This window comes from Pseudomonas lalkuanensis (genome assembly GCF_008807375.1).
Classification (GTDB): domain Bacteria; phylum Pseudomonadota; class Gammaproteobacteria; order Pseudomonadales; family Pseudomonadaceae; genus Metapseudomonas; species Metapseudomonas lalkuanensis.
Genome location: NZ_CP043311.1, coordinates 2,400,138 through 2,427,034 on the forward strand (window position 1 = coordinate 2,400,138; position 26,897 = coordinate 2,427,034).

4 protein-coding genes are annotated in these 26,897 nt (G+C 68.3%); 3 read left to right on the forward strand and 1 reads right to left on the reverse strand.

Annotated elements, in window-relative coordinates; translation table 11 throughout:
* Nucleotides 1–360 precede the first annotated feature (360 nt).
* The 3 genes from FXN65_RS11420 (at nt 361) to FXN65_RS11430 (ending at nt 24,231) form a co-directional block, all read left to right on the forward strand.
* The gene (locus FXN65_RS11420; protein ID WP_151133310.1) at nt 361–11,436 is read left to right on the forward strand and encodes a non-ribosomal peptide synthase/polyketide synthase; all 11,076 of its coding nucleotides are present in this window, start codon (nt 361–363) and stop codon (nt 11,434–11,436) included.
* Nucleotides 11,436–23,201, forward strand: coding sequence for an amino acid adenylation domain-containing protein (locus FXN65_RS11425; RefSeq protein ID WP_151133311.1), 11,766 nt, complete (start codon nt 11,436–11,438; stop codon nt 23,199–23,201). The genes FXN65_RS11420 and FXN65_RS11425 overlap by 1 nt, the downstream gene beginning before the upstream one ends.
* A 67-nt stretch (nt 23,202–23,268) precedes the next feature.
* Entirely contained in the window at nt 23,269–24,231 is a 963-nt protein-coding gene (locus tag FXN65_RS11430; RefSeq protein ID WP_151133312.1) for an alpha/beta hydrolase, read from the forward strand.
* Nucleotides 24,232–24,358: 127 nt separating this feature from the next.
* Here FXN65_RS11430 and FXN65_RS11435 read toward each other — a convergent pair whose 3' ends face one another.
* Nucleotides 24,359–26,821, reverse strand: a complete 2,463-nt coding sequence (locus FXN65_RS11435) for a TonB-dependent siderophore receptor (protein ID WP_151133313.1) — start codon at nt 26,819–26,821, stop codon at nt 24,359–24,361.
* Nucleotides 26,822–26,897 lie beyond the last annotated feature (76 nt).

Consider the following 26,897-nt stretch of genomic DNA (forward strand, 5'->3'; position numbering starts at 1 on the left):
CAGATCCTTGAAGGGTGGCGGACCGTACGAGTGTGGAAGTACCGGGAGAACAGAGCTAAGACCGGTCGGGCCGAAGCCCCTCGTACGGTCCGCCATAGACTGTCGACAGATAATGCGTCGTTATGGCGAGCTCGATTCTCCAAGTACGGGCTTCCACACCCGGCCATGACCCTCGGGTCACGGCGCCGGAAACCCTATCCAGGCACCCTGTAAGCCATCAACGCTGTCCCCGCGTAGGCACTTTCTGCAAGCGTCTGTCGAATTTCCTTCCCCACGCTAAATGCGTAACAGCCTGTTTCGTCTGACTGGTTATGGCGGAAAGCGAACGCTTCCCAATGACTTTGTTGGATGGAAAGACAGATGAATGCCCAAGACGCCCTCAGACTCGCCCATCGGTTCATCGAGCTGCCCGTGGAAAAGCGCCGGCTCTTCCTCGAAGGGCTGCGCAAGGAGAGCGTCGACTTCAACCTGTTCCCCATTCCCGCCAACGTCGCCATTCCCGAGCGCGAGCGGCTGTCCTACGCCCAGCGGCGCATGTGGTTCCTCTGGCAGCTGGACCCCCAGGGCGCGGCCTACAACCTGCCGGGCGCCGTGCGCCTGCATGGTGCGCTGGACGTGTCCGCACTGGAGCAGGCGTTCGCCGCGCTGGTCGAGCGCCATGAAACCCTGCGCACCACCTTCCACCTGGACGGTGGCGTGACGCTGCAGCGCATCCATGAGTGCGCGCCCGTCGAGGTCGAGCACGAAGACCTGACCCTGCTACCCGCTGCGGCCCGCGAAACCCGCGCCCGCCAGAGCGCCGAGGAGCAGGCGCGGAAGCCCTTCGACCTGGAGCAGGGCCCGCTGCTGCGCCTGAAGCTGGTCAAGCTCGCCGCTGATGAACACCTGCTGCTGGTGACCCTGCACCACATCGTCTCCGACGGCTGGTCGATGAATGTGCTGATCGACGAGTTCTCTGACCTGTACCGCGCCTTCAGCGCTGGCGAGCAGCCTGTGCTGGCGGCTCTGCCCATCCAGTACCGCGACTACGCCCTCTGGCAGCGCCAGTGGCTGGAAGCCGGCGAGCAGGAGCGCCAGCTCGACTACTGGAAGGCCCGCCTGGGCAGCGAGCACGGCCTGCTGGAACTGCCCGCCGATCATCCGCGCCCGGCCAGCCCCAGCTACAGGGGCGTGCGCCTGGCGTTCGCCATCGAACCCGAATTGGCCGAGCGACTGCGCGGCCTGGCCCGCCAGCAGGGCGTCACCCTGTTCATGCTGCTGCTGGCCAGCTACCAGGTGCTGCTGTCGCGTTACAGCGGCCAGCGTGAAATCCGCGTTGGCGTACCCATCGCCAACCGCAACCGCGCGGAGACCGAGGGGCTGATCGGCTTCTTCGTCAACACCCAGGTGCTGTGCAGCGAGTTCGACGGCGCGCTGCCGTTCTCCGCATTGCTGCAACAGGTGAAGCAGGCCGCCCTCGGCGCCCAGGCCCATCAGGAACTGCCCTTCGAGCAACTGGTTGAAGCGCTGAATGTGGAGCGCAACCTCAGCCACAACCCGCTGTTCCAGGCCCTCTACAACCACCAGCCGTTCGTCGCGGATGTCACCGCGCTGGATAGCCTGGGGGGCCTGAAGATCAGTCGACAGGAATGGGACGGCCGCACCACCCAGTTCGACCTGGCCCTGGACACCCTGGAACAATCCGGCCGTCTGGAAGCGGCGCTGACCTACGCCACCGACCTGTTCGAGCGCGCCACCGCCGAGCGCATGATTCGCCACTGGCTGAACCTGCTGCGCGGCATAGTCAGCAACCCCGAACTGGCGGTGGGCGAATTGCCGTTGCTGGATACCGAGGAAATCACCCGCCAGGTGCAGGGCTGGAATGCCACCGCCACGGACTACGGCTACACGCCGGTGCAGCGCCTGTTCGAAGCCCGGGCCGCCGCGCAACCGGACGCCCCGGCCCTGGCCTTCGGCAACCAAAGCCTGACCTACGCCCAGCTCAATGTCCGCGCCAATCGCCTGGCGCACAAGCTGCGCAGCCTCGGTGTCGGCCCGGAAAGCCTGGTGGGCGTGGCCTGCGAGCGTTCCGTCGAACTGGTGGTGAGCCTGCTCGCCATTCTCAAGGCCGGCGGCGCCTACGTGCCCTTCGATCCGGAGTACCCCCGCGACCGCCTGGCCTACCTGTTCGACGACAGCCGCATCGCACTGCTGCTGACCCAGAGCCACCTGCTGGCCGAGCTGCCATTGCCGGAAGGCGTCACCAGCCTCTGCCTGGACCAGGACAGCGACGCCCTGGAAGCCTTCAGCGCCGCCAACCCGGACGTCGCCATCGCGCCCGGCAACCTTGCTTACCTCATTTACACCTCCGGTTCCACCGGCAAGCCCAAGGGCGCCGGCAACACCCACGCGGCGCTGCACAACCGCCTGGCCTGGATGCAGGCCGCCTACCAGCTCGACGCCGGCGACACCGTGCTGCAGAAAACGCCGTTCAGCTTCGACGTGTCGGTGTGGGAGTTCTTCTGGCCGCTGATGGTGGGCGCGCGCCTGGCTGTGGCCGCTCCGGGGGATCACCGCGATCCGGCCCGGCTTCTGGCGCTGATCGAGGCGCATCGGGTCACTACGCTGCACTTCGTGCCGTCCATGCTGCAGGCCTTCGCTTCGCAACTGGCGGTGCAAGCGCGGGGCGCCGCCCAATGCGCGAGCCTCAAACGCATCGTCTGCAGCGGCGAGGCCTTGTCGGCGGAGCTGCAAGGCCAGGTCTTCGCCCGGCTGCCGGGCGTCGGCCTGTTCAATCTCTATGGCCCCACCGAAGCGGCCATCGACGTCACCCACTGGACCTGCCGCGAGGAAGGCCGCGACAGCGTGCCCATCGGCCAACCCATCGCCAACCTCGCCACCTACATCCTCGACGAGCGCCTCAACCCGGTGCCGGTGGGCGTGGCCGGTGAGCTGTACCTGGCAGGCGCGGGTCTCGCCCGTGGCTACCATCGCCGCGCCAGCCTCAGCGCCGAGCGCTTCGTCGCCAACCCCTTCGCCAGCGGCGGGCGCATGTACCGCACCGGCGACCTGGCGCGCTATCGCGAAGATGGTGTGATCGAATACCTCGGCCGCCTCGATCAGCAGGTGAAGATTCGCGGCTTGCGCATCGAACCGGGCGAAATCGAAGCCCGCCTGCAAGACCATGCCGGCGTGCGCGAGGCGGTGGTCGTCGCCCGCGAAGGCGTCAGCGGCAAACAATTGGTGGCCTATCTGGTGCCGGCGCAGCAGGGGGACGAGGCCGAACTGCGCGGGGCGCTGAAGGCTCATCTGGGCGCCACGTTGCCGGATTACATGGTGCCGGCGCAGTTCATCCTGCTCGCGGCCATGCCCCTCAGCCCCAACGGCAAGCTGGACCGCAAGGCCTTGCCCAAGCCCGATACGCGCCAGGTGCAGCAGGAATACCAGGCCCCGCGCAGCGCCGTGGAGCAGCAGCTGGCGAGCATCTGGCAAGACGTGCTCAAGGTCGGGCGCGTAGGTCTCGCCGACAACTTCTTCGAACTGGGCGGCGACTCCATCGTCTCCATCCAGGTGGTCAGCCGCGCCCGTCAGGCCGGCATCCGTTTCAGCCCGCGCGACATCTTCCAGCACCAGACGGTGCAGAGCCTGGCCGCCATTGCCGAGTGCAGCGAAGCCAGCGCCATCGACCAGGGGCCGGTGGAAGGCGACGCCCCGCTGACCCCGGTGCAGCAGTGGTTCTTCGAACTGCCACTGGGCGAGCGTGCGCACTGGAACCAGTCCCTGTTGCTGCAACCACGCCAGCCGCTGGCCCCAGCCCTGCTGGAAGACGCCCTGCAAGCGCTGGTGCATCAGCACGACGCCCTGCGCCTGCGCTTCACCGAAGCGAACGGCCAATGGCGCCAGACCCACGCCGAAGCGGGCCAGACCCTGCTCTGGCAAGGGCAGGCCGGCGGCGCCGAACTGGCCGCCGTCTGCGATGAAGTGCAGCGCAGCCTCGACCTCGGCAACGGCCCATTGCTGCGTGCCGCGCTGATCGATCACGACGGCAGCCAGCGCCTGCTGCTGGCTATCCATCACCTGGTGGTGGACGGCGTGTCCTGGCGCGTGCTGCTGGAAGACCTGCAAACCGCCTACCGCCAACTGGAGGTGGGCGAGGGCGTGTGCCTGCCCGCCAAGACCAGCTCCTACCAGGGCTGGGCCCAGCGCCTGCAAGACCACGCCCGGAGCGCGCCGCTGCAAGCCGAACTGGCCTGGTGGCAGGCCGAGCTGCAGGGCGCACCGGCCGAGCTGCCCCGCGACAACCCCGAAGGCGGCCTGCAGAACCGTCACGGCGACAAGCTGGACATCCGCCTCGACGCCGAACGCACCCGCCAGCTGCTGAAGGAGGCGCCTGCCGCCTACCGCACCCAGGTCAACGACCTGCTGCTGACCGCCCTGGCGCGCGTACTGTGCCGCTGGAGTGGCGATGAGTCGGTACTGGTGCAACTGGAAGGTCACGGCCGCGAAGACCTCTTCGACGACATCGACCTGACCCGCACCGTCGGCTGGTTCACCAGCCTGTTCCCGGTGAAGCTGAGCCCGGCCCTTGATCTGGCCGAATCCCTCAAGGCGGTGAAGGAGCAACTGCGCGCCGTGCCCGGCAAGGGCCTGGGCTACGGCCTGCTGCGCCATCTGGGCGACGGCGCCGCCCTGGCCACACTGCCGCAGCCGCGCGTCACCTTCAATTACCTGGGGCAGTTCGACGCGCAGTTCGACGAAGCCGCGCTGTTCGTTCCGGCGGGCGAGGGCGGTGGCAAGGCCCAGGCCGATGACGCCCCCCTGGCCAACTGGCTGAGCGTGGAAGGGCAGGTGTACGGCGGCGAGCTCTCCCTGCAATTCGGCTTCAGCCGCGAGATGTACCACCGCGAAACCATCGCTGCCGTGGCGGATGCCTACCGCGCCGAGCTGGAAGCGCTGATCGCCCACTGCGTCAGCGAAGGCAACGGCGGTTTCACCCCCTCCGACTTCCCCCTGGCGAAGCTGACCCAGTCGCAACTGGACGCGCTGCCAGTGCCGGCGGCCTCGGTGGAGGACATCTACCCGCTGTCGCCCATGCAGGAAGGCCTGCTGGTGCACACCCTGCTTGAGCCCCATTCGGGCATCTATTTCATGCAGGACCGCTACATCATCGACAGCGAGATCGACCTCCCGCGCTTCACCGCCGCCTGGCGCGAAGTGGCCCGCCGTCACGACGCCCTGCGTGCGTCCTTCAGCCTGGATGACGACGGCCAGATGCTGCAGATCATCCACCGCGATGCCGCGCCGGAAGTGGACTTCCTCGACTGGTCGGCGCTTCCTGCGGCCGAACACGAAGCTGCCCTGCAGGCACTGCTGGCCGCCGACCGCGCCCGGGGCTTCGACCTGCTCAACAAGCCGCCTTTCGCCCTGCGCCTGATCCGCCGTGGCGCCGGACAGTACTGGTTCATCCTCAGCAACCACCACATCCTCATCGATGCCTGGTGCCGCTCCCTGCTGCTGCAGGACTTCTTCGCCCTCTACAGCGGCAGCCGCAACCTCGCGCCGGCCGCCCGCTACCGCGACTTCATCGCCTGGCTGCAGGAGCAGGGCGAGCGCGCCGCGCTGGAGGCCTGGAGCGCCGAGCTGGCCGGCTTCGAGCAGCCGACCCCGTTGCCTTTCGACCGCCCGGTGCGCCGCCAGGGTGGCTTCTCCGTCATTGGCGACCGCTACGCCGACCTGGAAGCCAGCCAGGGCCGCGCCCTGCGCGAACTGGCCCAGCGCTACCAGCTCACCGTCAACACCCTGGCCCAGGCCGCCTGGGCCCTGGTGCTGCAGCGCTACAGCGGGCTGGACGAAGTGCTGTTCGGGGTCACCGTGGCCGGCCGCCCGGTCAGCCGCCCGGAAATGCAGGACACCGTCGGTCTGTTCATCAACAGCATTCCGCTGCGGATGCGCCTGCCGCGGCCCGGCCAGAAACTCAGCGTGCGCCAGTGGTTGCAGGACCTCTTCGAGCACAACCTGGCCCTGCGTGAGCACGAGCACCTGCCGCTGGTGAAGATCCAGGCGTGCAGCGCCCTGGAGAAGGGCCAGCAGCTCTTCGACAGCCTGTTCGTCTACGAGAACGCCCCGGTGGAAAGCGCCGTGGAGTGCGGCGCAAAGGAAATCAGCGCCAAGTCCGACACCGCGCGTACCCACACCAACTACCCGCTGACGGTGGTGGTCTACCCGGGCGACGCCCTGGGCCTGCACCTGTCCTACGACCAACGCTACTTCGACGAGCCGACCATCGACCGCCTGCTGGCCGACTTCAAACGCCTGCTGCTGGCCATCGGCGACGGCTTCCTGGGCGACTTCGCCGATCTGCCGCTGGTGGCCGCCGCTGAGTGCCGCGAGCTGCTGGAAGCCGGCAACCGCACAGAGCGCGCCTACCCGCTGGAGCAGGGCTACGTGCGCCTGTTCGAAGCCCAGGTGACGGCGCAACCGGAGCAGGTGGTCGCCACCTGCCTCGACCAGCGTTGGAGCTATCGCCAGCTGGATGAACAGGCCAACCGCATCGCCCACGGCCTGATCGCCGCCGGAGTGCGCATCGACCAGCCGGTAGCGCTGCTGGCCGAGCGCGGCCTGGAGCTGCTGGGCATGATGGTCGGCACCTTCAAGGCCGGCGCCGGCTACCTGCCGCTGGACCCGCAATTGCCGGAGCAGCGTCTGCTCAACCTGCTGGAGCTGGGCCGCGTGCCGGCGCTGCTGGCCACTGCCGCCTGCCGTGCCCAGGCCGAAACCCTGGTCGCCAGGCTGCCGCAGGAGCGGCGCCCGGCGCTGCTCCTGTGGGACGAGGTGCAAGGCGCCGATCTGCCCAACACAGCGCCGGGCATCTACACCGGCCCGCGCCACCTGGCCTATGTCATCTACACCTCCGGCTCCACCGGCATGCCGAAGGGCGTGATGGTCGAGCAGGCCGGCATGCTCAACAACCAGTTGAGCAAGGTGCCGTACCTCGACCTGGGCGGGGCCGACGTGATCGCCCAGACGGCTTCGCAGAGCTTCGACATCTCCGTCTGGCAGTTCCTTACCGCGCCGCTGTTCGGCGCCCAGGTGGACATCGTCCCCAACGTCATCGCCCATGATCCGGCGGCGTTGCTGGCCCATGTGCGCAGCCGTGGCATCACCGTGCTGGAAAGCGTGCCCTCGCTGATCCAGGGCCTGCTGGACGAACCCGCCGGCAGCCTCGACGCGTTGCGCTGGATGCTGCCCACCGGCGAAGCCATGCCCCCGGAACTGGCGCGCCGCTGGCTGCAACGCTATCCGGCCAGCGGCCTGGTGAACGCCTATGGCCCGGCCGAATGCTCGGACGACGTGTCGCTGTTCCGCGTCGACGCGGCCTCCGCCGAAAGCGCCTTCCTGCCGATCGGTTCGGCCACCGACAACAACCGCCTCTATGTGCTGGACGGCCGCCTGCTGCCGGTGCCCACCGGCGCCGTGGGCGAACTCTATGTCGCCGGCACCGGCGTCGGCCGTGGCTACCTGAGCGACCCGCAGCGTACCGCAGCAGTGTTCATCCCCGACCCCTTCGGTGAGCCGGGTGCGCGCCTGTACCGCACCGGCGACCTGGCCCGCCGTCGCCCGGACGGCTTGCTGGAATACGTTGGCCGGATCGACACGCAGGTGAAGATTCGCGGCTTCCGTATCGAGCTGGGCGAGATCGAGTCCCGTCTGCGTGATCTGGACGGCGTGCGCGAAGCCGCCGTACTGGTGCAGGAAGGCCCCACCGGCAAGGCACTGGTGGCCTACGTGGTGGCGGATGACGCCAGCGAGGTCCCGGCTGCCCTGCGCGAACGCCTGAAGAACGCCCTCAAGGCGCAACTGCCGGAATACATGGTGCCGCTGCAATGGCTGCTGCTGGAGCGACTGCCGCTGAACGCCAACGGCAAGGTGGACCGCAAGGCGCTGCCGCGCTTCGAAGCCAGCGATTGGCAGCGGGATTTCGACGTGCCGGCCGAAGGGCTGGAAAGCCGGCTCGCCGCCATCTGGGCCGAGGTGCTGAAGGTCGAGCAGGTGGGGCGTAGCGACAACTTCTTCGAACTGGGCGGTCACTCCCTGCTGGTCACCCAGGTGATCTCGCGGGTGCGCCAGCAGCTCGGCATCGAACTGCCCCTGGCCAGCCTGTTCGAGGCCAGCGAGCTGGCGGCCTTCGCCAGACGTGCCGCGCAGGCCGGCGACAATGGCCAGCCGCTACTGAAGGCGCAGTCTGCCGATGCGCCGGCGGTGCTGTCCTACGCCCAGCAGCGCCAGTGGATTCTCTGGCAGCTGGACCCACAGGGCGCCGCCTACAACATTCCCGCCGCCCTGCGCCTGAAGGGCCGCCTGGACCGCGACGCGCTGCTGGCGAGCTTCGCCGCCCTGCAAGCGCGCCACGACACCCTGCGCACCACCTTCACCCAGGACGGCCACGAGGCACGCCCGGTGCTGCACGACAGACTGCCGCTGCAGTTCAGCGAACTGAGCCTGGAGGCGCCAGGCCAGGCGCAGATCGACGCCCTGGTGGAAGCGGAAATGCGCCAGCCGTTCGACCTGCGCAACGGTCCGCTGCTGCGGGTGCTGTTGCTGAAAGTCGCGGTGGACGAGCATGTGCTGGTGCTCACCGTGCACCACATCGCCGCCGATGGCTGGTCCATGCAACTGATGGTCGATGAGTTCGCCCAGCTCTATCAGGCCCGCGTCGAAGGTCGTGAGGCCAACCTGCCGGTGCTGCCGGTGCGCTACGCCGACTACGCCCGCTGGCAGCGCGACTGGCTGGAAGCCGGGGAAGGCGCACGCCAGCTCGACTGGTGGAAGGCCCAACTGGGCGACCATCAGCCTCTGCTGGAACTGCCCAGCGAACTGAGCCGTCCGGCCCGTCGCAGCGAACGCGGCGCGCGCCTGGAACTCAGCCTGGAACCCGAGCTGGTCGCCGGCCTGCGCCGCCGCGCCCAGGAGCAGCAGGTGACCTTGTTCATGCTCCTGCTGGCCAGCTTCCAGGCCCTGCTGCACCGCATGAGCGGGCAGGACGACATCCGCGTCGGCGTGCCCAATGCCGGCCGTTCGCGCCTGGAAGCCGAAGGCCTGATCGGCTTTTTCATCAACACCCAGGTGCTGCGCGCCGAGGTGGACGGCCAGCAGCCCTTCAGTGCCTTGCTGCAACAGGTCCGCCAGGCGGCGCTGGGGGCCCAGGCCCATCAGGAACTGCCTTTCGAGCAGTTGGTGGAAGCCTTGCAACCGGAACGCAGCCTCAACCACAGCCCGCTGTTCCAGGTGCTCTACAACCACCAGAAGCCATTGGGCCAGAGCGTCGAGCGCGAGTTGCCGGGCCTGCGCGTGGAACGCCTGGAATGGCGCCAGCACAGCGCCCAGTTCGACCTGGCTCTGGACACAGAAGAACAAGGCGACATCCTCCACGCCAGCCTGACCTACGCCGTCGACCTGTTCGACGCCGGCAGCATCGAGCGGCTTGCCGGCCACTGGCAGAACCTGCTGCGCGCCCTGGTGGAAGACCCGCAATGCCGCGTCGGCGAACTGCCGCTGATCAGCGCCACGGAGCGTGACGGCCTGCTGCAGGGCTGGAACCCGGTGATCCAGTCGCAACCGGTGTCGCCGGCCCTGCACCAGCTATTCGAGGCCCAGGCAGCCCAGCGTCCTGATGCCCTGGCGCTGACCTGCGAAGGCGAGCACCTGTCCTGCGGCGAGCTGAATGCCCGCGCCAACCGCCTGGCCCACAAGCTGCGCGAGCGGGGCGTCGGCCCGGAAGTACGCGTAGGCATCGCCACCGAACGCGCGCTGCCGCTGGTGGTGGGCCTGCTGGCGATCCTCAAGGCAGGCGGCGCCTATGTGCCGCTGGACCCGGAATACCCGGCGGACCGCCTGGCCTACATGGTCGAGGACAGCGGCGTCGGCCTGGTGCTGACCCAGTCTCACCTGAAAGACCGCCTGCCGATGCAGGGCGATGTGCAGGCGCTGTGCCTGGACGAGCTGGACCTGGCTGGCTATAGCGCGGAGAACCCGGACAACCGTACGGCACCGGACAACCTTGCCTACGTCATCTACACCTCCGGCTCTACCGGCTGCCCGAAAGGCGCGCTGCTCAGCCACGGCAACGTCACCCGGCTGCTCAGCGCCACGGCGGAGGAGTTCCGCTTCGGTGCCGCCGACGTCTGGACCCTGTTCCATTCCTACGCCTTCGATTTCTCGGTATGGGAGCTGTTCGGCGCCCTCTGCACCGGCGGCCGCCTGGTGGTGGTGCCGTACTTCGTCAGCCGTTCGCCGGAGGCCTTCCACCAGTTGCTGGTGGACGAGCGTGTGACCGTGCTCAACCAGACGCCCACCGCCTTCCGCCAACTGCTGCCACTGGCCTGCAGCGGTTCCGGCGAGCTGGCCCTGCGGGTGGTGATCCTCGGTGGGGAAGCCCTGGAGCTGGCCAGCCTCAAACCCTGGTTCGACCGTTTCGGCGACCGCCAGCCAACCCTGGTGAACATGTACGGCATTACCGAAACCACGGTGCACGTCACCTACCGGCCCATCGGCCTGGCCGACCTCGACGGCCCGGCGCAGAGCCCCATCGGCCGGCCGATCCGCGACCTCGGCTGGTACCTGCTGGACGCCAACCTGCAACCCGCGCCGCTGGGCGCGACGGGCGAGCTGTACATCGCCGGCGCCGGTCTCGCCCGTGGCTACCACGGCCGCGCCGGGCTGACCGCCGAGCGCTTCGTGCCCAGCCCCTTCGCCAGTGGCGAGCGCCTGTACCGCTCCGGCGACCTGGCACGCCAGCGCGCCGACGGCGGCTTCGACTACCTGGGCCGCAAGGACCAGCAGGTGAAGATCCGCGGCTTCCGCATCGAACCGGGCGAGATCGAAGCGCGCCTGCTGGAGCAGGACGGCGTGCGCCAGGCGGTGCTCGCCGTGCAACAGGGCGCGTCGGGGGCGCAGCTTTGCGCCTACGTGGTACCCGAGGTGCAGCCGGGGGACCCGCTGGCCTGGCGCGATGCCCTGCGCAATGCGCTCAAGGCCGGGCTGCCGGACCACATGGTGCCGGCGCACCTGCTGCTGCTGGACCAGTTGCCCCTGACCGGCAACGGCAAGCTCGATCGCAAGGCTTTGCCGACGCCGGATGCCGACGCCTGGCAACGGCCCTTCGAAGCGCCCCGGGGTGAGCTGGAAGACAAGCTCGCCGCCATCTGGGCCGCCGTGCTGGAGGTGGAGCGGGTAGGGCGCCTCGACAACTTCTTCGACCTGGGCGGGCACTCCCTGCTGGCGGCTCAAGCCAGCGCCCGCGTGGAGCTGGAACTGGGCATCGAACTGCCGCTGCGCGCGCTGTTCGAGTCCGCCGATCTTGCGGCCTATGCGGCCCTGGCCGGAGCGCAGGCTACCGCTGACAACGATGCACGTCTGGATGCGCTCGAATCGCTGCTGGACGAGATGGAGACCCTTTGATGGAAAACACCACCGCCTGGCGTATCGCCACCCGTTTCGCCGGCCTGGCCCCCGAGCAGCGTCGCGAGTTCCTCAAGCGCATGGCCGAGCAGGGCGTGAGTTTCGGCCAACTGCCGATTCCGCCGAGTGCCCATGCCGAGCAGCCGCAGGCGCTGTCCTACGCCCAGCAGCGCCAGTGGTTCCTCTGGCAGCTGGACCCGCAAGGCGCCGCCTACAACATTCCGGCGGCGCTGCGCTTGACCGGCGAGCTGGACGTTGCCGCGCTGCAGCGCAGCTTCGACGCCCTGGTGGCCCGTCACCAGATCCTGCGCACCCGCTTCATCGAGCAGGACGGCCAGGTACTGCAACAGGTGCAACCGGCATTCAGCCTGCCCATGACCCAGGTCGACCTGCGCCACGCGCCGCAGGAGCAACGCCTGGACGCCGCGCTGCGCCAGGTGGAAGCGGAAATCCAGCGTCCCTTCGATCTCGCCAGCGGCCCGCTGCTGCGGGTGACGCTGCTGCAACTGGCGGACGAGGACCAGGTGCTGGTGCTGTGCCTGCACCACATCGTCGCCGACGGCTGGTCCATGGGCGTGCTGGTGGAGGAGTTCTCCCAGCTCTATGCCGGCTACAGTCAGGGCCGCGAGGTTGAGCTGCCCGAGTTGCCGATCCAGTACGCCGACTACGCCCTCTGGCAGCGCCGCTGGATGGAAGCCGGCGAGCTGGAGCGCCAGCTGGAGTGGTGGAAGGCCCGGCTCGGCAGCGACCAGAGCCTGCTGGAACTGCCCACCGACCGTCCCCGCCCGGCCCTGCCGAGCCAGCGCGGCGCGCGTCTGGACTTCGCCCTGGATGCCGCCACCGCAGCTGGCCTCAAGGCACTGGCGCGGCAGCGCGGTGTGACCCTGTTCATGCTCCTGCTGGCCAGCTTCCAGACCCTGCTGCACCGTTACAGCGGCCAGCGTGACTTCTGCGTCGGCGTGCCGGTGGGCAACCGCAACCGCGCCGAAACCCGTGGCCTGATCGGCTTCTTCGTCAACACCCAGGTGCTGCGCGCCGAGCTAGACGGCCGCCTGCCGTTCAACCAGTTGCTGGAGCGCACCCGCGATGCCGTGCTTGGCGCCCAGGATCATCGGGAGCTGCCGTTCGAGCGCCTGGTGCAGGCCCTGCAAGGCGAACGCAGCCTCAGCCACAGCCCGCTGTTCCAGGTCATGTACAACCACCAGCAGTCCAGGCCGGGCGTCCTCGACGGTGCGCTGCCGGGATTGAAAGTCGAGGGCCTGGACTGGAGCGGCCGCACCACCCAGTTCGACCTGCAACTGGACACCCACGAAGAAGGCGAACGCCTGCTGGCCAGCCTGACCTACGCCGCCGACCTGTTCGACGCGGCGCGCATCGAACGCCTGGCGCAGCACTGGCGCAACCTGCTGGACGGCCTGCTGGCCAGCCCGGAAGCGCCCATTGCCGAATTGCCGCTGCTGGATGCCGCCGAGCGCAGCGCCACTCTCCAAGGGCTGAACGCCACCGTCGCCGGGTACCCCGGCCCGGTCTGCGTGCAGCAGCACATCGAAGCCCGCGTGGCGCAGAACGGCGCCGCCACCGCCCTGGAGTTCAAGGGCCAGACGCTGTCCTACGCCGAGCTGAACCTGCGCGCCAACCGTCTGGCCCGTCACCTGCGCAAGCAGGGCATCGGCCCGGAATCCCTGGTGGGGGTGGCCTGCGAGCGTTCGCTGGAAATGGTCGTGGCGCTGGTGGCCATCCTCAAGGCCGGTGGCGCCTACGTGCCGCTGGACCCGGAATACCCGGCCGACCGCCTGGCCTTCATGATCGAGGACAGCGGTATCCGGCTGCTCCTGACCCAGCAGCACCTGCTGGCCTCGCTGCCGTTGCCGGCAGGTGTACAGAGCATTTGCCTGCGAGGCGATGCCGACTGGCTGGCGGAGGAGTCCGGCGAGAACCTGGACAACCTCGCAATGGCCGAAAACCTCGCCTACGTCATCTACACCTCCGGCTCCACCGGCAAGCCAAAGGGCGCCGGCAACCGCCATGTCGCCCTGTACAACCGCCTGGCCTGGATGCAGCAGGCCTACCAACTGGGCGCAGGCGACAAGGTGCTGCAAAAGACCCCGTTGAGCTTCGACGTGTCGGTGTGGGAGTTCTTCTGGCCGCTGATGGAGGGCGCCGCCCTGGTGATCGCCGAGCCCGGCCTGCACCGTGACCCGCAGGGGCTGGCGGCGCTGATCCGCGAGGAAGGCGTCACCACCCTGCATTTCGTGCCGTCCATGCTCCAGGCGTTCGTTGGCGCAGAGGAAGCGGCCGGCTGCTCCTCGCTGAAACGCATCATCTGCAGCGGCGAGGCCCTGCCGGTGGAGCTGCAGCGCCAGACCTTGCGTGTGCTGCCGGGTGCCCGGCTGTACAACCTCTACGGGCCCACCGAAGCGGCCATCGACGTCACCCACTGGACCTGCCTGGAGGAGGGCCGCGACAGCGTGCCCATCGGCAAGCCCATCGCCAATCTGCGCACCTACATCCTCGACGCCGAACTGCAGCCCATGCCCACCGGCGCGGTCGGTGAGCTGTACCTCGGTGGCGTCGGCCTTGCCCGTGGCTATCACCGCCGTCCGGGGCTGACCGCCGAGCGCTTCGTGGTCGACCCCTTCGGCAGCGGCGAGCGCCTGTACCGCACCGGAGACCTGGCGCGCTACCGCGCCGACGGTGCCATCGAGTACTGCGGCCGTATCGACCATCAGGTGAAGATTCGCGGCCTGCGCATCGAACTGGGCGAGATCGAGGCGCGCATGCAGGAGCATCCCGACGTGCAGGAAGCCGTGCTGCTGGCCCTGGATGGTCCGAACGGCAAGCAACTGGTGGCCTATCTGGTGCCCAGGCGCCGCGAATTGCTGGATACCAGCGCGCAAGGCCCCTGGCGCGAAGCGCTTAAGGCGCACCTGTTGGCCAGCCTGCCGGACTACATGGTGCCGGCGCAGATGATCCTGCTGGACAGCATGCCGCTGAGCCCCAACGGCAAGCTCGAGCGCAAGGCCCTGCCCAAGCCCGAAGCCAGCGTCAGCCAGCGCGAGTTCGAAGCGCCGTGCGGTGAGCGCGAACAATTGCTGGCGGCAATCTGGCAGGAGGTGCTGGGCGTCCCGCGAGTAGGGCGGCAGGACAACTTCTTCGAACTGGGCGGCGATTCCATCATCTCCATCCAGGTGGTCAGCCGCGCCCGCCGTGCCGGCCTCAAGCTCGCTCCGCGTGACCTGTTCCAGCAGCGCAGCCTGGCGGCGCTGGCTGCCGTGGCCCGTGAGCAGGAAGCCAGCCAGGCCCAGCAGGGACCGGTGGAAGGCGCCCAGCTGCTGACCCCGGTGCAGCGCTGGTTCTTCGACGAACCCATCCCGCAGCGCCAGCACTGGAACCAGGCCGTGCTGTTGCAACCCCGCGAAACCCTGGAACTGGGTCGTCTGCAGGCCGCTCTGCAAAAATTGCTGGCCCAGCACGATGCGCTGCGCCTTCAATTCCGCGAAATCGACGGCCAGTGGACCGCCCGTTACATCCCGCTGGACAGCACTGCCGCCACCGACCTGCTCTGGACCGGCCGCGCCATGGGCGAGGAGTCCCTGCAGGCGCTCTGCGACGAAGCCCAGCGCAGCCTCTCGCTGCGCGACGGACCGCTGCTGCGCGTGGCGCTGGTCAACTGCGGTGACGGCAGCCAGCGCCTGTTGCTGGTGATCCACCACCTGGTGGTGGACGGCGTGTCCTGGCGTGTGCTGCTGGAAGACCTGCAAGCCGCCTACGCCGGCCTGCCGCTGCCGGAGAAGACCAGTGCGGTGCAGGTCTGGGCCACTCGGCTGGGAGAGTACGCGCGCTCGGGACAACTGGACGCCGAACTGGCCTGGTGGCAAGCGCATCTGGTGGATGCCAGCGGCGAGCTGCCAATGGCCGACCCGACTGCCAGCCAGGCGCTGCGCCATCGCCAGTGCATCAGCATCGGCCTGGACCGCGAGCAGACCCGCCGCCTGCTGCAACAGGCGCCAGCCGCCTACCGCACCCAGGTCAACGACCTGCTTTTGACCGCGCTGGCCCGTGCCCTGTGCAACTGGAGCCGGCAGTCGTCGGCGCTGGTGCAACTGGAAGGCCACGGCCGTGAGGAACTGTTCGACGACCTCGACCTGACCCGCACCGTAGGCTGGTTCACCAGCCTGTACCCGGTGAAGCTGGTTCCGACTGCGGATCTGGCCGGCTCCATCAAGGCCATCAAGCAGCAGCTGCGCGAGATTCCTGGCAAGGGCCTGGGCTACGGCCTGTTGCGCCACCTGGGCGATGACGCCGCGCGCGCCGCCCTGGCGGCGCTGCCGCAGGCGCGGGTGACCTTCAATTACCTGGGCCAGTTCGACCAGAACTTCGGCAAGGACGCGCTGTTCGTTCCGGCCATTGAGCCCTGCGGTGCAGCGCAACACGCCGATGCGCCGCTAATCAACTGGCTGGCGGTGGACGGCCAGGTCTTTGGCGGCGAGCTGAAGATGGACTGGAGCTTCAGCCGGCAGTGCTTCGAAACCACTGCCATCCGCGCCCTGGCCGAAGACTTCCGTACCGAGCTGCTGGCGCTGATCGCCCATTGCCTGGCGGCGGATGCCGGTGGCGTGACCCCGGCGGACTTCCCGCTGGCGCGTGTCACCCAGGCACAACTGGACGCGCTGCCCGTAGCGCCGGCACGCATCGAAGACCTCTATCCGCTCTCGCCGATGCAGGCGGGCCTGCTGTTCCACAGCCTCTACGAGCCGCAGGCCGGTGCCTACGTCAACCAGCTCAGCGTAGAAGTGCGGGGGATCGATGCCGAGCGCCTGGGCCGCGCCTGGCAAGCGTCGCTGGATGCCCACCCGATCCTGCGCAGCGGTTTCCACTGGCCGTCCGGCGCCAGTGAACCGCTGCAACTGGTGGAGCGCGACCTGCGCCTGCCGCTGCAACTACTGGACTGGCGCGACCGCGCCGACCAGGCCCAATCCCTGGCGGCGCTGGCCGATGCCGAGCGCCTGGGCTTCGACCCGGCGCGCCCGCCGCTGCTGCGCCTGGCCCTGGTGCGCCTGGACGACCAACGCCAGCAGCTGATCTACACCCATCACCACCTGCTGCTGGATGGCTGGAGTAATTCCCTGCTGCTGGGCGAAGTGCTGCAACGCTATGCCGGTGATGAGGTGCCGGCTCCGGCCGGCCGCTTCGCCGACTACATCGGCTGGCTGCAAGGCCAGGATGCCGAGGCTGACCAGGCTTTCTGGCGCGCCCAGTTGGCCAAGCTCGACCAGCCCACGCTGCTGGCCCAGAGCCTGGCCCATGCCGCGCCTGAGGAAGCGCAGCAGGGTGGCTACGCCGACCACCGCCAGGTTCTGGACGAAGCCACCAGCCGCCGCTTCAGCGAGTTCGCCCGCCAACACAAGGTCACCCTCAACACCCTGGTGCAGGGCGCCTGGGTGCTGCTGCTGCAACGCTACAGCGGCCAGCGCGGCGTGGCCTTCGGCGCCACGGTGTCCGGCCGCCCGGCGGACCTGCCAGGCGCGGACGGCCAGCTCGGCCTGTTCATCAACACCTTGCCGGTGATCGCCGCGCCCGAGGCGTCGCTGACCGTTGGCCAGTGGCTGGAGCAATTGCAAGGGCAGAACCTGCAACTGCGCGAGCACGAGTTCACTGCCCTGGCGGATATCCAGCGCTGGGCCGGCCGTACCGGCGAGCCGCTGTTCGACAGCCTGCTGGTGTTCGAGAACTTCCCCATTGCCAGCGCCCTGCAGCAGGGCGCGCCGGCGGGCCTGGCGTTCTCGATTGCAGAGAGCTTCGAGCGCACCAACTACCCGCTGACCCTGGCGGCAGTGCATGAAGGCCAGCTCAGCCTGACCTGGAGCTACCTGCGCAGCCACTTCAGCAGCGACGCCATTGCCCGCATGAGCCAGCATCTGGCGACCCTGCTGGAAGCCATGGTCGCCACCCCGCAACGTGCCCTGGGGGATCTGGACCTGCTCACCAGCGGCGAGCGCCGCCAGCAATTGGTGGACTGGAATCCGGCGCAACCGGAGCCGGAGAAACGCCTTTGCGTGCACCAACTGATCGAGGCCCAGGCGGCGCTGCGCCCCGAAGCCACTGCGCTGATCTTCGGCGACCTGGAATGGAGCTACGCGGAACTGAACGCCCGCGCCAACCGCCTGGCCCATCGTCTGCGCGAACTGGGCGCAGGCCCGGAAGTGCGCGTGGGCGTATCGGTGGAGCGTTCGCCGGACATGATCCTGGGCCTCCTGGCCACCCTCAAGGCCGGTGGCGCCTATGTGCCCCTGGACCCGGCGTACCCGCCCGAGCGCCTGCGTTACCTGATGGAAGACAGTGGCATTGCGCTGCTGCTCAGCCAGTCCTGGCTGCACGCGAGCCTGCCGGTGCCCGAAGGCGTGCCGGTGCTGGCGCTGGACAGCGAACCGCTGGAGCACCTGTCCGACGCCGATCCGGTCAACCTCAGCCACCCGGAAAACCTCGCCTACCTCATCTACACCTCCGGTTCCACCGGCCGCCCGAAAGGCGTCAGCGTGGCCCAGGGCCCGCTGGCCATGCACTGCCTGTCCATCGGCGCGCTGTACGGCATGACGCCGGAAGACCGCGAGCTGCAATTCGCCTCCATCAGCTTCGACGGCGCCCATGAGCGCTGGCTGACCCCGCTGGTTTACGGCTCGGCGCTGATGCCGCGCGACAACGAGCTGTGGAGCGTGGAGCGCACCTGCGACGAAATCGCCCGTCACGGCATCACCATCGCCTGCTTGACGCCGAGCTACCTGTTGCAGATGGCCGACTACATCGGCGAAGCGGGGCGTGAGCTGCCCATCCGTTCCTACACCGTGGGTGGTGAAGGTATGCCCAAGCACGCCTTCGACGAGGTCCAGCGCGTACTGCGGCCGCCGCGCATCATCAACGGCTATGGCCCGACGGAAACCGTGGTCACGCCGCTGATCTGGCGCGCCTATCCCGATACCACCTTCGACTCCGCCTTCCTGCCCATCGGCCGGCCGGTGGGGCGGCGCAGTGCCTACATCCTCGATGCCAACCTGCAGCCCCTGCCGGTAGGCGTGCCTGGTGAGCTGTACCTGGGCGGCGAAGGCGTCGCCCGTGGATACCACCGGCGTCCGGGCCTGACCGCAGCGCGTTTCGTGCCCGATCCCTTCGTGCCGGGCGCGCGCCTGTACCGCTCCGGCGACTTGGCGCGCTTCCGAGCCGATGGCGTGGTGGAGTACCTGGGGCGTATCGATCAGCAGGTGAAGATTCGCGGTTTCCGCATCGAATTGGGCGAGATCGAAGCCTGCCTGCTGGAGCACGAAGGCGTCCGCGAAGCCTGGGTGGTGGACCGCGAAGGCCCCGCCGGCCGCCAGTTGGTGGGCTATGTGGTGCCGCGCGACCCGCTGGCCGACGAGCAGGCCCTGCGCGAGGCGCTGAGCGCGCACCTGCGTGCCGGCCTGCCGGCGCACATGCTGCCGGCGCACCTGATGTGCCTGGCGGACTTCCCGCTGACCCCCAACGGCAAGCTCGACCGCCAGGCGCTGCCCGCGCCGGAAGACAACCGCGAGGTGGGCGAGCTTGCAGCCCCGGCCACTGCGGCCGAAGCGCTGCTGGCGGAAATCTGGCAGGACCTGCTGGGCCTGGAACGTATCGGTGTCACCGAAAACTTCTTCGAGCTGGGCGGCGATTCCATCATCTCCCTGCAGGCGGTGAGCCGTGCCGGCCAGCGTGGCCTGGCCTTCACCCCGAAGCAGTTGTTCGAGCAGCAGACCATCCGCGCCCTGGCGGCGGTGGCCGAGCGCCGCGAGGCCACCCTGGAAGTGGCGCTGGACACGCCGGCATTCGCCCTGGCGCCGGGCCAGGCGGTGCGCACCGGGTTGAGCGACCTCTACCCGCTGTCGCCGATGCAGCAGGGCATGCTCTTCCACTGCGTGGATTCCCCGGAGCTGAACCTCTACGTCAACCAGCTCAGCGTCTCCGTCGACGGCCTGGACCCGGCGCGCTTCCGCGCCGCCTGGGCCGCATTGCTGGAGCGCCATGAAGTGCTGCGTGCAGCCTTCCTCTGGCGTGATGGCCAGACCGATCCGTTGCAGGCCGTGCACTTGCGGGCGGAAATGCCCATCAGCGAGCTCGACTGGCGCGACCGCGCCGAGACCGAAGCCGCGCTGCGAACCCTGGCCGCCGAGGACCAGGCCCGTGGCTTCGACCTCGCCCAGCCGCCGCTGATGCGCTTCACCCTGGTACACCTGGGCGATGACCGCTACCAGATGATCTGGACCTACCACCATCTGCTGCTGGACGGCTGGAGCGCCTCGCGCCTGCTGGGCGAGATGCTGCGCCTGTATGCCGGCGAGAACCTGCCGGCCCTGGCCGGTCGCTACGCCGACTACATCGCCTGGCTGCAACGCTGGGACGGTGGTGCGGCGGAAGGTTTCTGGCGCGAACGGCTGGCGGCGCTTGAGGCGCCGACCATCCTGGCCAAGGCCTCCGGTGCCGAGGGTAGTGGCCACGGGGTGATCTACAGCTACCTCGACGCCGAAGCCACCCGTGGCCTGCATGCCTTCGCCAAGGCCCAGCGCGTCACCCTCAATACCCTGGTGCAGGCCGCCTGGCTGCTCCTGCTGCAACGCCACAGCGGCCAGCGCAGTGTGGCTTTCGGCGCCACGGTGGCTGGTCGCCCGGCGGGACTGGCCGGGGCGCAGGATATGCTTGGCCTGTTCATCAATACGCTGCCGGTGATCCAGACCCTGGAACCGCAACAGGCGCTCGGTGACTGGTTACGCGAGCTGCAGGACTACAACCTGGCGGTGCGCGACTTCGAGCACACGCCGCTCTCCGATATCCAGCGCTGGGCCGGGCAGGGCGGCCAGGGCCTGTTCGACAGCATCATCGTGTTCGAGAACCACCCGGTGGACCGCGCCCTGCGGGGTCCGCAGGACGGCGAACTGAAGTTCGCCGAAGTGGGCAGCAGCGGCGTCACCAACTTCCCCATGGACCTGATGGTGAGCGCCACCGGGCAGGGTCTGGAGATCGAGTACCTGTACCTGCGCGAACGCTTCAGCGACGCCGAGGTGGTGCGCATCCGCGCCCAGCTGGAAGGCCTGCTGGCGGTGATCACCCGCGATGCCGAGCGGCCGCTGGGCGAGTTCGGATTGCCGGGTGCCTGCATCGAGCCGCCTGCGGCTGAGCGGCAAACCGACGACCTGCTGGCCGCCTTCGACCTGCAGGTGCGCCGGCAGCCGGACCAGGTGGCGCTGATCTGCGCCGGCCGCGAGCTGAGTTACGCCGAGCTGGACCGCCAGGCCAACCACCTGGCCTGGCAGCTGCGCGAACGCGGCATCGGCCCGGAAAGTCTGGTGGCGGTGGCGCTGTCACGTTCCGAGCGCCTGGTGCGGGCCTTCCTCGCCGTGCTCAAGGCGGGCGGCGCCTACCTGCCGCTGGACCTGGATTACCCGGCCGAGCGCCTGGCCTTCATGCTGGCCGACTCCGGCGCCAGCCTGTTGCTCTGCGACAGCGACCTGGACCCGCACGTCGTCCTTGGCGGCGATACCCCGCGCCTGGAGCTGGATCGTCTGGCGGAGGCGGGGGCCGATACCGCTCCTCAGGTCGATCACCTGCCGGGCCACCTGGCCTACCTGATCTACACCTCCGGCTCCACTGGCCTGCCCAAGGGCGTGGCCGTGGCGCGCGGGCCGATCCATCGCCATTGCCGCGGCATCATCGATCTGTATGAGCTGGACAGCGCCAGCCGTGAGCTGCATTTCATGTCGTTTGCCTTCGATGGAGCCCAGGAGCGCTGGCTCAGCGTGCTGCTGGCCGGTGGCAGCCTGGTGGTGCGCGACGGCAGCCTGTGGACCCCGGAACAGACCCTGGCCGAAATGCAGCGGCACGGCGTCACCGTGGCCTGCTTCCCGCCGGCCTACCTCCAGCAACTGGCCGAAGTGGCCGAGCGCCGGGGTGAAGCGCCGACCGTGCAGGTCTATTGCTTCGGCGGCGATGCCGTGCCCGAAGCCAGCTTCGAGCAGGTCAAGCGCGCCCTGCGCCCACGCCGCCTGGTGAACGGCTACGGCCCGACGGAAACCGTGGTCACGCCGCTGCTCTGGCGCGCCGAGGCCAGTGAAACCTGCGACGCCGCCTACGCGCCCATCGGCCGCGGCGTGGCGGGACGCGGACTCTATGTATTGGACGCCGACCTCAATCCGCTGCCGGTTGGCGTCGCGGGCGAGCTGTACCTCGGCGGCGAATGCCTGGCGCGCGGCTACCACCAGCGTGCCGGTCTTACCGCCGAGCGCTTCGTGCCGGACCCCTTCGACGCACAGGGCGGGCGCATGTACCGCAGCGGCGATCTGGTGCGCCTGCGCGAAGACGGGTTGGTGGACTACCTGGGTCGCCTCGACCAACAGGTGAAAATTCGCGGCTTCCGCATCGAACTGGGCGAGATCGAGGCGTGCCTGCGGGCGTGCGTTGGCGTGCAGGACGCGGCGGTGGTTGTGCGCGAAAGCGCCACCGGCAAGCAGCTCGCCGGCTATGTGCTGTCCAGTGCCGGTGCAGGCCTGGAACGCGCCCTCAAGGCCGAGCTTCAGGCGCAATTGCCGGACTACATGGTGCCGGCGCGCATCCTGGTGCTGGAGCGCTTCCCGCTGTCGGCCAACGGCAAGCTGGACCGTCGCGCGCTGCCCGAGCCGGAGTGGAATGCCGGTAGCTACCGCGCCCCGCGCAATGCCCTGGAACAGGCGCTGGCGGCCATCTGGCAAGACGTGCTGGGGGTGCCCCGTGTCGGCATCGACGACCACTTCTTCGAACTGGGCGGCGATTCGCTGCAGGTGCTCAAGGTCATCTCGCGGGTGCGCAGCCAGCCGCAACTCGGCTTCGAACTGAAGCTGCGCGACCTGATGCAGAAACCCTGCATCGCCGAGCTGTCCGGCTTCGATGCGGCCGCGCAGACCCAGGCGCCGGACCCGCTGCTGGCGCTGAACGGCCGCGTCGCTGATATGCCGGCGCTGTTCTGCCTGCACGCCGGGTTCGGCACCGTGTTCGACTACGAACCGCTGGCCCGCCGCTTCGACGGCCGCCGCACGGTCTACGGCTTGCAATGCCGCATGCTGCTGGACCCGGGCTGGCAGGACGCATCCCTGCAAGCAATGGCCGAAGCCTATGCCGCGCGGATTCGCCAGCAGCAGCCGCACGGACCCTACCACCTGCTGGGTTGGTCCCTTGGCGGCGCCCTGGCGCTGCTGGTGGCCCGCGAGCTGGAGGGGCAGGGGCAGCGGGTGGAGTTCGCCGGCCTGGTGGACACCTTCGTTGCCGGCGTGGCCGAAGCCGGTAACTGGCGCGAGGACCTGCGCGACTTCCTGGTGTTTGCCCTGGGAATGGTGGTGGAAGCAGCTGACGGGCTGATCGCCTTGCATGCTTCCGGTCTGGCCGAGGCCGAAGGTGCTGCACGGGTGATCGAGGCCGCGATGGACGCACCGCGCAGCAGCGAGGGTGATCACGGCCTGCTGGGCGCCAGCGAGCTGGTGCAGATCTTCGCCGTGGGCTCGCGCCTGAGGGCGCTGTCGCTGGGCCAGGCCAGTCTGCCTTCCACGCAAGTGGCGGCGCATTGCTGGTGGGTCGCCGGCCGCGATGACGAACGCCGGGTGTTCGAGGGACAGGTGCGCAGCGCCGTCGATCGGGTCGTCGCAGCTGGGCACTACGAGCTGCTGCAGCAGGACGCGCTGCTGGCGGAGTTGGAGGAGCTGCTCAGCGTTCGCGCTCCGCAGTATTCATAGGTTGGGTAAATGTTCGAGGGCGGGAATCGTTCCTTAGGATCTGTCGCCCTCCATTCAAGGACACTCCATGGCCGTACTGCCCGAACTCGAAGCCTTCCTCGAACTGGTCGAATTCGGCCGCCTGACCGGCAAGGGCCGGGCCATGCACGAACAGACCCCGGAGCAGGCCCGCGCCGATTTCGAGCTGGCTTCCCTGGCTCTTGACCAGCCGCTGGAGCACATCGCCTGCACCTCGCTGGGCATCCAGGCGCGTGATGGCCGGACCCTTGCGGCGCGGCTCTACCGGGCTCCGGGGCTTGCCGGCGAGGCGCAGCCGACGCTGCTCTATTTCCACGGTGGAGGCTATGTGGTCGGCAGCCTGGATTCCCACGATGCGCTCTGCCGCCGCCTGGCCGCACACGGGCTCTTCGCGCTGTTGGCGGTGGACTACCGCCTGGCACCGGAATGGCGTTTTCCCACGCCGGTGGAAGACGCCTGCGATGCCGCCATCTGGCTGCACCGCGTAGGCGCGATACTCGGGCTGGACCCCACGCGCGTGGCCTTTGCCGGGGATAGTGTCGGCGCCAGCCTGGCCGCTGTGCTGTCGATCATCGCCGCCCGCCAGCCCCATGAACTGCCCCTGGCGCCCAAGGCCCAGGTGCTGGTCTATCCGGTGACCGACGCCACCCGCAAGCGACCGTCCCATCGAGATTTCGCCGAAGGCTACCTGCTGGAAACCGCCACCCTGGACTGGTTCTACGCGCACTACGGACGCACCCCGGAAGATCTTGCCGACTGGCGCTGCTCGCCGCTGCTGGCCCCTGATCTTTCCGGCCTTGCGCCCGCCCTGGTCTACCTCGCCGGGCACGACCCGTTGCACGACGAAGGCCTGGCCTATGCGCAAAAGCTGGAGTCGGCGGGCAATGAGGTGAAACTGCTCAGCCAGCCGGGCCTGACCCACGACTTCCTGCGCATGGCGGGACTGCTCGCCGAGGTGGAAGGGATTCACCGGGAAGTGGCGGAGTGGGTGGCGGGGAAGCTGCTGGGTTGAACCAGCGCTGGCGGCCCGCTTTGTTTGTGGGGGATTGGCTTTTTCCTCCCAGAGCGGTGCCGTCCCACTGGCCGGCAGCTAGAACAAAGGCGCCATTCGGCGCCTTTGTCGTTTCCGCTGCGGACCGTCAGAAGTCCCACCTGGTGGTCAGCATCAGGTTGCGCGGTTCGCCGTAGAACACGGTGGAGAAGTTGCCCATCCCGCTGTAGTACTTCTTGTCCAGCACGTTGTTGGCATTGAGCGAGACACTCAGGTGCTCGTCGTGCTGATAGCGGGTCATGAGGTTGACCAGCGCATAGCTGCCTTGCTCCAGGATGGCGTTGTCGTTGAGGGCAGGGTTCCAGATCTGCGCGTAGAAGCCGCTCTGCCAGTCCACGCCGCCACCCACGGTGAACTTGTTCAGCTCGCCGGGCAATTGGTAGGTGGTGAACAGCTTGGCCACATGCTCGGGCTTGGTGGCGGCCAGCGGGAAGCCGAACACGCGTTGCTCGTCAGCGTCGCGGGTGCGGGCGTAGGTGTAGCCGGCGGTGATGTTCCAGCCTTCCGCCAGTTCACCGACGATTTCCAGCTCGACGCCCTTGGTGGTGGCGCCTTCGATGGCACGGTAGCGGTCGAAACCGTCAACCGTATCGACGTAGGAAGCGACGTTGTCCTGCTCGATGCGGAAGACGGCCAGGCTGGCGTTCAGCCTGCCGTCGAAATAGGCCGCCTTCAGGCCGGTCTCGTAGGCATAGCCTTCCACCGGGTCGAGCGTGTTGAAGCTGGTGTCCTTGAGGGTCTGTGGCTGGTAGATGCCGGTGTAGCTGGCATAGACCGAGTAGACCTCGTCCAGGTCGTAGACCACGCCCGCGTAAGGGGTGACCACGCCGTGTTGCTCATAGGTGGCGCGGTTCAGGCGCGGGCTGCCGTCGAGGTTGTCGTGCTTCTCGTCGTACTTGAAGTCGCTGACACGGCTACCCAGGATCAGCGACAGGTCATCCGTCGGCTTGAAGCGCGCGGCCAGGTAGGCGCCGTTCTGGCGCTGGTTGGTTTCGTAGTCGCCGATCTTCGGGAAGTTCTGTTTCGGGAAGTCGCCGTTCCAGTCGTAGATGTTGCCGGGTACGAGTTCGAAGGCGGTGTTGTCGAAGTCATCGCCGGTGGTCCTGGCGGCGGCGGCGGTGAAGCCGGCCACCAGCTCATGGTCACGGCCGAGCAGCTCGAAAGGGCCGGAGACGTTCGCGTCGAAGGTGTTCTGCACGCGCTTGCCTTCCCAATGGCCCCAGTAGAAGAAGGCGCCTTCGCCGCTGACCGGGTCCGGGTTGCCGCCGCTGGCGGAGCCGAGCAGGGTGTCGTGCTCGTTGCGCATCTGGTTCATGTGCACCTTGAGCTTCCAGTCGTTGGCCAGGTTCTGCTCCAGCGAGGTGAAGTAGGTGTAGGACTCGAAGTCGCGGCGGCTCCAGTCGGTGCCGGGGTTCCAGGAACGGTTGAAGTCCAGCTTGCTGCCGTCGGAGGCGAACACCGGGTTGCCGGTCCAGGAGGTGCCACGCGGGCTGACATTCTGGTGGTCGATGCCGAAGGTCAGCAGGGTATCCGGGGTCAGGTCCCACTCGAGGATGCCGTAGGTGATGTCTTTCTTCTGTTCGTAATGGTCGAGGTAGGAGTTGCGGTCCTGGTAGGCGCCGACGAAGCGGCCGCGCACGCTGCCGTCGCTGCTCAGCGAGCCGGAAACGTCGCCCTCGGTGCGGTAGTTGTCCCAGGAACCGGCCGAACCCGTGATGGAGGCCTGGAAGTCGCGGGTCGGGCGCTTGCGCACCAGGTTGACGGTGGCGGATGGGTCGCCCGAGCCGGTCATCAGGCCGGTGGCACCCTTGATGACGTCGACGCGGTCGTAGATGGCCATGTCGACGTGGGTGGTGCCCTGGTCGTAGACGCCGTCGTAGATGGTGTTGACGCCGTCGTACTGGTAGTTGGTGATGGCGAAGCCGCGTGCCGAGTACTCGAAGCGGTCGCTGTCATAGGCCTGCACGGAAACGCCCGGAGTGTGCTTCAGCACGTCGCCGATGCTGGTGGCGTTCTGGTCGTCCATCACCTGGCGGGTGATCACCGAGACCGACTGCGGGGTTTCACGGATCGACAGCGGCAACCTGGTGGCGGTGCTGGTCACGCCGGTGGTGTACGACCCGGTGCCTTCGGTGGTTTCGCCGAGGCCGGTGCTGTTGACGTTGGTGGGCGCCATTTCCAGGGCACTGTTGTCGCCGGGGGAAACCAGGGTGACGGTGTTGCCATCGACGCTGTAGCGCAAGCCGCTGCCGGCGAGGATGGCGGCCAGGGCTTCAGCGGGCGCGTAGTTGCCGCGCACGCCGGCGCTGCGGCGGTTGGCCACGTCGCCGGGGCTGTAGAGAATCTGCAGGTTGGCCTGCTGGCCGAGCTGTCGCAGGGCGCCGGCGAGGGATTGTGCCGGGATGTCCAGGTTGACCTGCTGGGCCTGCACCAGGGCCGGGAAGGGCAGGGTGAGCGCCATGCCGAGGGAGGCGGCTGCGAGGTTGCGCTGCAACGTGCGGTGCATCAGCAAGGCTTTGGTGAAGGGGGACAACGCGGGTATGAAGGGCATCTTCCTGATCTCGATTCGTAGATATGTTGGCAATTGAGTTTCGTTCGTGTTTGGAATTAAACGAACGAGGCAGGAA